4 protein-coding genes and 1 pseudogene are annotated in these 5,147 nt (G+C 58.0%); all 5 read right to left on the reverse strand.

Features of this window, described 5'->3' with window-relative positions:
* Nucleotides 1-697, reverse strand: a pseudogene (locus EN925_RS22650) (hypothetical protein); the annotation flags it as partial.
* On the reverse strand, nucleotides 694-1,107 hold the full coding sequence (locus tag EN925_RS22655) for a hypothetical protein (protein WP_127369716.1): 414 nt from the start codon (nucleotides 1,105-1,107) through the stop codon (nucleotides 694-696). The gene EN925_RS22655 and the pseudogene EN925_RS22650, both read right to left, overlap by 4 nt.
* A gap of 541 nt (nucleotides 1,108-1,648) precedes the next feature.
* Nucleotides 1,649-3,772, reverse strand: coding sequence for an AAA family ATPase (locus EN925_RS22660; protein WP_127388502.1), 2,124 nt, complete (start codon nucleotides 3,770-3,772; stop codon nucleotides 1,649-1,651).
* Between the two features lie 132 nt (nucleotides 3,773-3,904).
* Nucleotides 3,905-4,108 carry a helix-turn-helix domain-containing protein gene (locus EN925_RS22665; protein WP_127369501.1) on the reverse strand — a complete coding sequence of 68 codons (204 nt, stop codon included), beginning with the start codon at nucleotides 4,106-4,108 and terminating at the stop codon, nucleotides 3,905-3,907.
* A 227-nt stretch (nucleotides 4,109-4,335) separates the two neighbouring features.
* Nucleotides 4,336-5,147 (reverse strand): tyrosine-type recombinase/integrase (locus EN925_RS22670; protein ID WP_164894334.1); only part of this gene is annotated, 812 nt, incomplete at its 5' end.

Here is a 5,147-nt window from a genome sequence, read left to right on the forward strand (position 1 = left end):
GGGGATCACCATTCGGGCCGAAGTCGCGCTCGACCGCTTGGAACACTTCGCCCGACTTTGCGAACGGCGAGCTGATCGCGATCAGGGGTCCAGATGTCGTTGCCAGCGAGGGGCGTATCGCGTTCAAAATTTCCTTGTCGGTGTTGGCGGAATATTCCTCCGACTGGAAGAACGCCAACTCATCGAAGATCGCGCCAATGCTGGTGACGCCACGCAACCCGCGCCATGTCGCGGCGCGCACTTCCAGTTCAATGCCGGTCTTGAGAGCGATGATGTCGGCACTGACATTATCGACGCGCTGCGCAAACAGGGGGAGGTTGAAGATCGACTTGGCATAGTCGAATGCGATGTTCGCCTGTTTCTGATTGTAGCCGAGATAGAAGAGCTTGCCGGTTTCACCCGGGACCAGCACGTCCGACCAGTCGCAGAGGGCGGCTAAGTAGGCACTGAGGACGGACATGGCGCGTGTCTTGCCGCCACGGCGTCCGACGATCCCCCAGAACTCCTCGACGGGGGACAGCGGCTCGTGCTCGCGCTGGGTCAAGGCGGTGAAGATGACACGCTCTTCTGCCGTCAGCGGCTCACCCATCAAGGCGATCAACATGACCCGCCACGGCAGCCAACTGTCGCCGGTTAAGATCGTGCCGAACAGGTCCGGGTCGGCTAAGGCTTCGCGCATGGAGATGATGGGTTTCATGCCGCTGCCTGCTTCCGCTTGGCTGCGATATGCCCCTCTATCGTCCGGGCTGGCTTCGCCTTGCGCTTGAGACCAAGACGATCTAGCAGGCGCCCTAGGTTGCCGGCCGTCCGATTGTAGAGATCAAGGGTGCGCTCGCCGACCGTCTCGTCCTCAGCGAAGCGCGTCTCCAGCTTCTCAAGCTCAATGGTCAGCACGGCAACGCGGCGGATCAGGGACTTCTCGGCGGCTGACATGGCATCCAGACCGCCTCGATCATCCACATGCTCGGCAATGACTTCCTTCATCCGGCGCACGTAAAGGGAACGCTCGTCTCTTGCGCCTAACAGAGTGGCGCTGCCGTTTGCGATCCGGGAGCGCTGCGGGGATTTCTGCCCCTCGGCTGAAGGCTGGTCGGCTAGGGCATCCATGGGCGAGTTTCCGGGGCTGATCGCCGCGTTACAGCAGCAGATGCAGTTGCTAAGAGCCTTGTTAGATTTGAATGTAAGCACACGTTACGCTGCGCAAGCGCTGTAAAACAAGGATTTATTTGGATGTTTGCATCGATGACTGAATAACTAACACTTATTCTGTCAGCAATATTGCGAGGGGTGCAGCAAATTGCGGCTTCAGTCGAGTGTTTTTAATCTGGGCAATACAGCCGCCCACAGCGCGTTTCGTTGCTGTCCAGTGCAGTACTCGGGCAGGGGGACGTTCCACGCTGTAGCGCCCACCTAGCCAGCCCACCACATGCAAGCAAGCCCGCAACAGCGGGGACAGCTTGCCGCCCGCAGCGATCGGGGGAAATTATCTTCCTTTCCAGGGAAACAACGCCACGAGCAGGAGCAGCACTTGCAGCACTATGGACACCCCCCTTTAGGGGGGTCCTAGACTGCTGCACTGCTGCCCCGTGGCTCTGCAGCGGTGCCGCAGCACTCAAAAAACGCGACTGCTGCACTGCTGCAACCGGCTTCAAAACGGTATCTCCCTACTGGTCAAAATCCACGTAGGTCGTGTCTCCCGATTGCTGTCTTTGCGATCTTCCTCAATGATCAGCCCGCGCTGCTGGAGTTCATCTATTACCTGCTGCGCGCGCTTTCTCGCCGACTTATGCCGGGCAAGAACGTCAGCCGATTTCAGGCCGCGTCCTATGTCGTAATCGAGCAATTCCCCGATAGCGTATCCGGCCCAATCGTTGGCCTTCTCGCTCACCCTCTGGTCGCCCTTTTCGAACAGTTTCAACAGGTCGGGCAGCTTGTCGTCTTCGAACAGCGGCTCACCTTCGGGTGGCGTCCATGATGTCGGGACGCCAACCCAGTCGCTTGGTTCGAGATCCTGCTCCTTTCCGGCATTGCCAACCGGAACACTTACGAGGACATACCAACATCGGCTGACAGCTGGCGGGGCTAGGTTTTGCTTCGCCGGTCGCTCGTAAATGTATCGGCGATAAGACGGCTTTTCCCTGCCGTTTGCGTCGAAGCCAAGTAGGCCGAAGTTCTCGGCTTCATCTTCGGTCATAGTGTCGATGACACGCGCCATGCGAGCCGCGTCGGTCAGCGAGCGAGCACCGCGAATTGTCTCCACCGATTGCCCCTCGCCATTTGTCTTGCGCGAGTGGTGGATGACATCGACAGCGCACTTGCCCTTACTGGCGAGGCGACCCAACTCCTTCATCACGGCGTCGATCTGGCCGTTGTCGTTCTCGTTGACACTATGGAGGCTGACGAACGGATCGAAGATCACCACGTCGATGTTGTTCGCTAATGCGAACTGGATCAGTTCATCAACGAGTTCGGTCCAGACCCGGACGTCGTGTTTCTTCAACTCGGCAATCTTGATGGGCTGATCCTGCCCGGAGTGAACGAACAGCTTCCCTTCAAGCGTCTTCGGGTCGATTCCGTAGTGGCTCGCCGTTGCCAGAAAATGCCGCCAAATCTGATCCAGATCGTCTTCGAGATTCACGTACAGGACGTTCAAAGGGCGCGGCGACAAGCGCCCCTCGACCATGCCTATGTGGGCAAGCATCATCACAACTTCAGCTTGGCTGAGCGAGCTTTTGCCTATCCCACCGGGACCCGCTGTCACCGACACGAAGCCGCGCACATAGTGGTGGCCATACAGGCGGTCCAGGCGCGGGATGCTCGCTGGGGCGGGCCAGACTGCCGGCTCAAGTTTCGGCAGCTTGGGGATGGTCTCTTTCTTCGACTGTGCTGGTTCTCCGACCGGCAGCTTTTGCACTTGCCTGATGATGAGATCGAGTTTGCGCGGCTCGATGGGTGGCCGACATCGGTTTGCGTTTACCTCAGCAAGGTTCGATGCCACCGTTGCGTCATCAGCGCCCCTTGAGCGCAGCGAACAGCCGTGGTGGTAAAGAACCTGGTTGCGGCCATAGTAGTCCTTCCCCTTGCTGTCTTGGTAGGGACCGCTGCTTTCCTCGATGATTTCAGGCAACTGGAAACGTTCGCTTGCTAGGACCGGTTCGAATTGGCGGGGCGGCACCAATTCGTCGGCCAAGACGCGGCGGCTAGCGGCGAAATCCACGAACGTTTGTAGGTCGAGTAGCTCGCCGTTGTGGGTGCCATATCGATTGGTCTTGTCCGCGAAGAAATACGGCATATTGAGCCAGTTGCCCGGTTGCTCTTCTGTGGCCGCAGTTTGCTTCGGGAATATCTCACAGCCGCCATATCCAAGAGCGGATGAGCATTGCGCGAGATAATGCTGGATCGCACTAGCGGGTGCCGGTTCCTTCAAAAACAGAAAGGCGTGGGCGCCCCCTGACTTTGATCGACTGACCACCAGCGGAAGTTTCAGATCTTCAATGTCTTGTTCGAGAGCAGCATGATCAATGCCAATCACATCAACATCGATGCATCCCCAGAGGACAGTTCCATCCCTTCGAATTGGGATGACACCAACCCCAGGTCCGGTGCCAGCCAGATGGGCGTTCCAGATAGCCTGCGTTGCTGGGCCGGGTTCGGTTACTGCCTTGCCTTCGGCCTTTCCTCGCTCGCTCGTCCTTTGGACGGTGTACCGCCCGTGAGCCTCATTGGACCCGCCGAATAGGTCCCATATCTTAACTGGCGATTGGTTGCCCATAAGCCGCAACTCCTTGTTTTATCAAGTTTTTGCGGGTATGTTGGGAGTTGGTCCAAGCGAAGTTTCGCACCACTTGGCTCCATGTGTTGACCTCTGAGCAACGCCGATCCTGCTTCCACAGGGTCGGCGTTTTCATGCCACCTCACTGGTATGCTGCCGGAGGTGTTTTGCGGCCCACTCGTCCAGGTCACAGCGTCGATACTTCACGACCTGCGGGTACTTCAGATAGGGCGGGCCGTAACCTTTGTGGCGGCCGATCTCAAGAAACTGGGTGGAGAAGCCAAGGTACTCGGCAGCCTGCTTGGTGTTCATGTATTCGCGATTAGTGTCGCTCATGGTCGGATTCTCACTCACGAGACGACCGTGCCTGCCTACGGTCATTGAGTGAACCCGGCTCCCCATCCCGTAGGGGCATCACGGCAGTATGGGCGTTGGTCCCAAGTGCCAAGCGAAGTTGGGCTGTTCCCTGCGACAGGAACTATCCGTCAGTGGTATTTTCGCCTTGCCCTGACAGACAATTTACAGCGCAAGCATAGCGCCGTTTTTATGCTCGTAAAGCTATTTTACAGTGGCAGTTGCGGATAGGCGAACTTCCAGATCGCGGCCTTGAAGGCATTCGTAACCGCCTGCTGGCTTCGGCGAAGATCATCCAGTTCGGGGTGATTGTAGCCAGCATGCGCATCACCTGATTTCGGGATGGCGTGGTTCACGAGCAGCCGCCGATGGGTTTCAGAAATCGCCACCTTGTTCTCGGCCATCGTCACGAAGGTATGGCGCAGGGTATGTGGTGTCCATTCGCAGGGGAAACGCTCGACTTCCTTTTCGTTCAGTTTCGGCTCGGCAATGAACCCTGTCTTGCTGGATGCCGGGAACACGAATTCGCAGTCTGAGCCGAACTGCGCGATAGTGAATTCGCATGCCTTTCGCGACCTTAGGAGGCCGATCAAGAAGTCTGATAGCGGTAGGGTGAATGCCTCTGTCTTCGTGATCGGGAAATGCAGGGTGCCGGTGTCTAGGTCCACCTGAGCCCAGCGTATCGACCGCGCTTCCTCACTCCGGGTGCCGGTGAAGAGCAGCCAGATATACAGATCGCGGCGGATGGGGTTATCGATTGAGTTTGCACCCAGCCACCAGTCGGGCAGCATGTCGTAGGTGATCACCGTCTTGCGCGGCTTCTCTTCGAAGAAATCCACGTTCTCGGTCGGCGGCGCGCCCAGAGCTGGGTGCTGCCTTTGGACACGCCGCCAAATCGCCCTAAGAGCGACCATGGTGGCGTTGGCAGCGTACTTGCCGTTCTGCTTGCCGATAAGCCGGTGCCGCGCGTTGGCGGCCTCGCGACTGATCTCAGCTAATGGCCGATTAAGCCAATCGGAAC

This window comes from Mesorhizobium sp. M7A.F.Ca.US.006.04.2.1 (genome assembly GCF_004022915.1).
Classification (GTDB): Bacteria; Pseudomonadota; Alphaproteobacteria; order Rhizobiales; family Rhizobiaceae; genus Mesorhizobium; species Mesorhizobium ciceri.